This is a genomic window from Streptomyces sp. NRRL WC-3549 (assembly GCF_000721935.1).
GTDB lineage: Bacteria > Actinomycetota > Actinomycetes > Streptomycetales > Streptomycetaceae > Streptomyces.
The window spans coordinates 21,809-26,026 of sequence record NZ_KL585425.1 but is presented as its reverse complement, the minus strand read 5'-3'; the positions used below and the strand labels follow the sequence as shown (position 1 = coordinate 26,026).

5 protein-coding genes are annotated in these 4,218 nt (G+C 71.0%); 1 reads left to right on the top strand and 4 read right to left on the bottom strand.

The features are described from left to right. Positions 1-161: 161 nt before the first annotated feature. The 4 genes from IH13_RS0127860 to IH13_RS45665 all read right to left on the bottom strand — a co-directional run bounded on the left by IH13_RS0127860 (position 162) and on the right by IH13_RS45665 (position 2,689). Positions 162-566, bottom strand: a complete 405-nt coding sequence (locus IH13_RS0127860; protein ID WP_031088731.1) for an FKBP-type peptidyl-prolyl cis-trans isomerase — start codon at positions 564-566, stop codon at positions 162-164. A 304-nt stretch (positions 567-870) separates the two neighbouring features. After that, the gene (locus IH13_RS45065) at positions 871-1,008 is read right to left on the bottom strand and encodes a hypothetical protein (RefSeq protein ID WP_234433419.1); all 138 of its coding nucleotides are present in this window, start codon (positions 1,006-1,008) and stop codon (positions 871-873) included. 34 nt (positions 1,009-1,042) lie between these two features. Further along, positions 1,043-1,786 (bottom strand): sterol desaturase family protein, encoded by a 744-nt coding sequence (locus IH13_RS38625; RefSeq protein WP_234433418.1) that lies wholly within the window; start codon positions 1,784-1,786, stop codon positions 1,043-1,045. A gap of 105 nt (positions 1,787-1,891) precedes the next feature. Next, positions 1,892-2,689, bottom strand: coding sequence for an AraC family transcriptional regulator (locus IH13_RS45665; protein WP_051835953.1), 798 nt, complete (start codon positions 2,687-2,689; stop codon positions 1,892-1,894). A 638-nt stretch (positions 2,690-3,327) separates the two neighbouring features. Here IH13_RS45665 and IH13_RS0127840 point away from each other — a divergent pair. Beyond that, positions 3,328-4,218, top strand: an 891-nt coding sequence (locus IH13_RS0127840) for a serine/threonine-protein kinase (protein ID WP_031088729.1), incomplete at its 3' end; no start/stop codon positions are given.

Here is a 4,218-nt window from a genome sequence, read left to right as displayed (position 1 = left end):
GAGATGTGTATAAGAGACAGCTCGTGTGGTGGGCCACGATGTCCGGGTGATACGTCACCATGAACTGTCTGCACGTCTGCCGATGAGGAGTGCGGTCGTCCTCACGTGGCAGTGACAGGTACCCGCGGCCCCTCAGGAGGCCCAGGTCCAGGCCGAGCCGGTCAGGCCGGGCCTCGCTCCGGCGGGCCGCCCACGACCGTGAGCAGATCCACGACGAAGATCAGCGTCGAGCCCGCCGGGATCAACGGAGAGGGTGACTGCTTGCCGTAGCCCAGACGCGGGGGAACGATGATCTCGCGCCGGCCACCGACCTTCATTCCTCTCACTCCCCGGTCCCATCCCTTGATGACCCTGCCACCGCCCACGGTGAACTTGAACGGCCGGTCCCGCTCCCAGGAGGAGTCGAACTCCTTTCCGGACGCGAACGTGACCCCCACATAGTGCACCTGCACCACCCTGCCCGGCTGCGCCTCGGGTCCGTCCCCCACCACGAGGTCCCGGACCGACAGTTCGGTGGGCGGATCACTCTCCGGAACCTCGATTCCGGGCTTCGTCGGTTCGCTCATCACGTTCCCATCGCTCGCCACCGGACCCTCCCCGCACGGGTCGGCCGGCGCATGGACCTTCCATGCGGCAGACGATCACGCTACCGGCAGTGCCCGTGCTCCGAGGCGTACGCCCGTGTCACGGAACACGGCTCTCGCACCCGAGGGACCGGCGGTGTCGAGAGGATCGTGCTCGGCGGCGCCGACGCGGACGAGTACGTGAAGAAGGGAGCCCGTACGGATCGCTGTCGAGCAGGACGGCCTCCAGGGCAGTGCGTCCCCCGGCCGTGGGCCGGAGGCGGTCCTCCACGAAAATCCGGGCAGCTCACGTCGCTGCGGTCTCGTCAGGCGGGCGGTATAAGAGATCAGGCTGGGACGGCTCGGCGGTGCAGGCGCCCGAGGAGCGGAAGGGTTCGGTCAGTTGACCCAGGTAGGTGGTGGGGTAGTTCGGTTTGGCGGCCATGCCGAGTTGGTCGGAGGAAACACGGCGCGTGGGGTCATAGGAGAAGGTGCCGAGCAGGTGGTCCGACGAGGGTGAACAGACCGAAGTTGACATCACCGATGCCGGCCCATTTGAGGTGGTGGAACCGATGGCCTTCGTTCAGGGCCAGGACCTGCTGGAGGGCCCCGACGCGGTAGTCGGCGTCGGAGTGTCGCAGAAGCAGTTGCACGGCCACGGCCAGGGCGAGCGCGGAGGCCACGTCGACGGGCATACCGATCAGCAGCAGTGGGGCGACCCCGGCACCCGTTTCCAGGGTTTGGTGCAGGGGATGCTTCATCAGCCCGTTGAGACCGTAGAAGCGTTTGACGGAGTGGTGGACCGCGTGGAAGCGCCACAGTGCGCCGATCTTGTGGCTGGCGAAGTGAACCAGGGTGATCCCCAGATCGGCGACGAGTACGGCGGCCGTCACCTGTACGGCGAATGGCCAGGAGCGGGGCCACAGGCCGGCCACCGTGACCAGCGTGGCAAGCAGCGGGATGGCTGCCAAGCTGATGAGCAGCAGGCCCCCGTTGACGAGAGCGTGCGCGACATCGCGCCGCCCGTCGCCCGGCGGCGGGGTGCTCCACCCGTCCTCGTAAGGCAGCAGGCGTTCGGCGGCGAACGAACAGCCGACGGCCAGGAGCAGCAGGCCGAGCAGCCAGAACTCGGAGGCACCGACGGCGGCCAGGGCGATGCCGGCGCCGTTGACGCCGAGGAGCATGAACGGCGCGTAGCCGTAGCGGATCAAGGTGCGATACATGCCGTCCAGGCTGACGGGGACGGGGACGGGGACGGGGGCCGGCAGGCTTGGACGGATCCGCTGACTCTGCAGCTTGCCCTCCCTGGCTGTGCTGCGCGGTTGCGCTCAGGGCGGGATGCAGGGCAGGGCGGTGAGCAGCTGTGACGGGGGCAGGCCGAACATCTCCCGGGTGACGCGGGTCAGGTGGGAGCTGTCGGCGAACCCCGCGCCGTGCACGGCCTGCGTGAGGCCGGCGCCCGCCGCCGCCAGTTCGATGGCGCGGCGCAGCCGGGCCCAGCGCAGGCAGGCGGGGAACGGCAAGGCGAGCTCGGCGTTGAACAGGTAGCCAAGGCGGCTGGCCGAGATCCCGGCCCTGCCGGCCAGGTCGGTGAGCCGGACCGGGCCGTGCAGCAGTTGTGGCAGCATCCGCACGGCGTGTTGCAGCGCTGGGTGCCCACCGCGGGCGGGTGTGCTCCAGCCACGCACCAGCGTGGCCGGATCCCGCGCGGGATCGCCGGGAGGGTCGGCCGCGCGGAGGCCGGCGGGTGGGAGCAGGGCACGGGCGGCAGCCGCCCATTGCTCCAGGCGGTCGTGGTACGGGCCGGTCAGGTGGGCGGTCAGGCGACGGCCCGCGCTGCCGGCCGGGTCCAGGTAGAGCATGGTGGCTCGTGCGCCCGGGCCGGCGTGCAGGGCGTGCCGGACGCGGGTCGGGATGATCGCGGCCTGGACCGGGCGGCGGACTTGGTGGGGGTCGGTCAGCTCCACCACGCCGTGGGTGACGACGAGGACCTGCACGGCGGCATGGGCGTGCGCGTCGGTGGCGCCGGCCGAGCCGGTGAACGCCAGCCGACCGGGCTGCAGCAGGGTCGTGCCACGCCACCCGCCGGTCGTGACCGTCCGATCGGGGTCAGCAGGCCGGGTCATCGCTGCCCCGGGGCATTCGGGTGTCTCGGCCCGGACCGAAAGACCATCGGTATCCCTGTCCTGTGCTGATCCGGGCGTCCCGGATTCCTCCCCGGTCCTCTCCCCGCGCGGTCTGCGCGCCACCGCCGTGCGCCTCGTCGTCGCCACCGGCAAGGATGAGGACCATCACCCGTCTCCGGCGAGCGTCGTGCGTGTTGCCGCGTGAGTTCGAGGAACAGGGCCCAGTGGCACGGTAGTTGTGGCCGCCTCCTCCACTGCCTTGCGACGGGTGCCCGGGGCCTGCGAAGCGGATCGGCCTCAGTGCCGAACAGGGTCTGTCGGCCCCCGGGCCGTCGTCCGGCGAGGTCGGACTGCCTCAGTTGTTGAGCGCCGTTGTGCGGTGAGGGCCGGCCCGGCCCGTGTCAGGCCGGCGGGCTGGGTGAGGCCGACACCGGCAACGCGGAGATGCCGGCGGGCCCGGTACGGGCCGACAAGACCAGCTTCACCGACATCGGCATCATGGCACGGGGGCAGCTCCGAGCTCCTTGTTCCGTCACCCGCTTCACTCTCCCGTACCGCCCTGCGGCTAGTTTGTGTGCGGAACAGGTACGCGGGCCCGCTGCGCCGGAGGCGCAGCGGGGGACAGGGGGTTGGAAAGGGTGTCGCTGCGCGGAGGTGATCCAGCCGAGATCGGCGGCTACCCGCTCGAGGCGCGGCTCGGTTCGGGAGGTATGGGCACGGTCTTCCTGGCCCGTACGAGTTCGGGACGACCCGTCGCGATCAAACTGATCCACCAGCAGTTCGCGGCGGACGACGAGTTCCGCATCCGCTTCCGGCAGGAGGTGGCGGCGGCGAGGCGGGTGAGCGGCGCGTTCACCGCCGCCGTGGTCGACGCCGCCCCCGAGGCGGAACAGCCCTGGATGGCGACGACCTACATCGAGGGGCAGACGCTCGCCCAGCGCATCGCCGAGAACGGCCCGCTGAACGGGGCGGAGCTGAGGCGGCTCGCCATCGGGCTGGCGGAGGCGCTGCGGGACATCCACCGGGTGGGCGTCGTCCACCGGGACCTGAAGCCGTCGAACGTCGTGCTCTCGCCCGAGGGCCCGCGCGTCATCGACTTCGGCATCTCGCGCGCCACGGACCAGCAGACGCTGACGATGACCGGGCGGGTCATCGGTACGCCGCCCTTCATGTCACCGGAGCAGTTGCAGGCACCGCGCGGCGTGGGGCCGCGGTCCGACATCTTCTCGCTGGGGACGCTGCTGGTGTACTCGGCGACGGGCCACGGGCCCTTCGACGCGGACAGCCCGTACATGTCGGCGTATCAGGTGGTGCACCAGGAACCTTCGCTGGGCGCCGTGCCGGCGGCCCTGCGTACGGTCGTCGAGTCGTGCCTGGACAAGGCGCCCGAGGGCCGCCCCTCGGCGGACGAACTCCTCGTGCTGCTGCGTGACCTGCCGGCCGACCTCGGTGGGACCGATGAGGCCGGCGTCGGCACGGGCTGCACCCGCGACGTGGTCACCCAGCAGCACATGGCCACGCCGGCCACC

Bases quoted from the DNA above. Each gene is read 5' to 3' on its own strand.
- IH13_RS0127860 (WP_031088731.1), bottom strand. From the start codon at position 566: ATGAGCGAACCGACGAAGCCCGGAATCGAGGTTCCGGAGAGTGATCCG.
- IH13_RS45065 (WP_234433419.1), bottom strand. From the start codon at position 1,008: ATGGCCGCCAAACCGAACTACCCCACCACCTACCTGGGTCAACTGACC.
- IH13_RS38625 (WP_234433418.1), bottom strand. From the start codon at position 1,786: ATGTATCGCACCTTGATCCGCTACGGCTACGCGCCGTTCATGCTCCTC.
- IH13_RS45665 (WP_051835953.1), bottom strand. From the start codon at position 2,689: ATGACCCGGCCTGCTGACCCCGATCGGACGGTCACGACCGGCGGGTGG.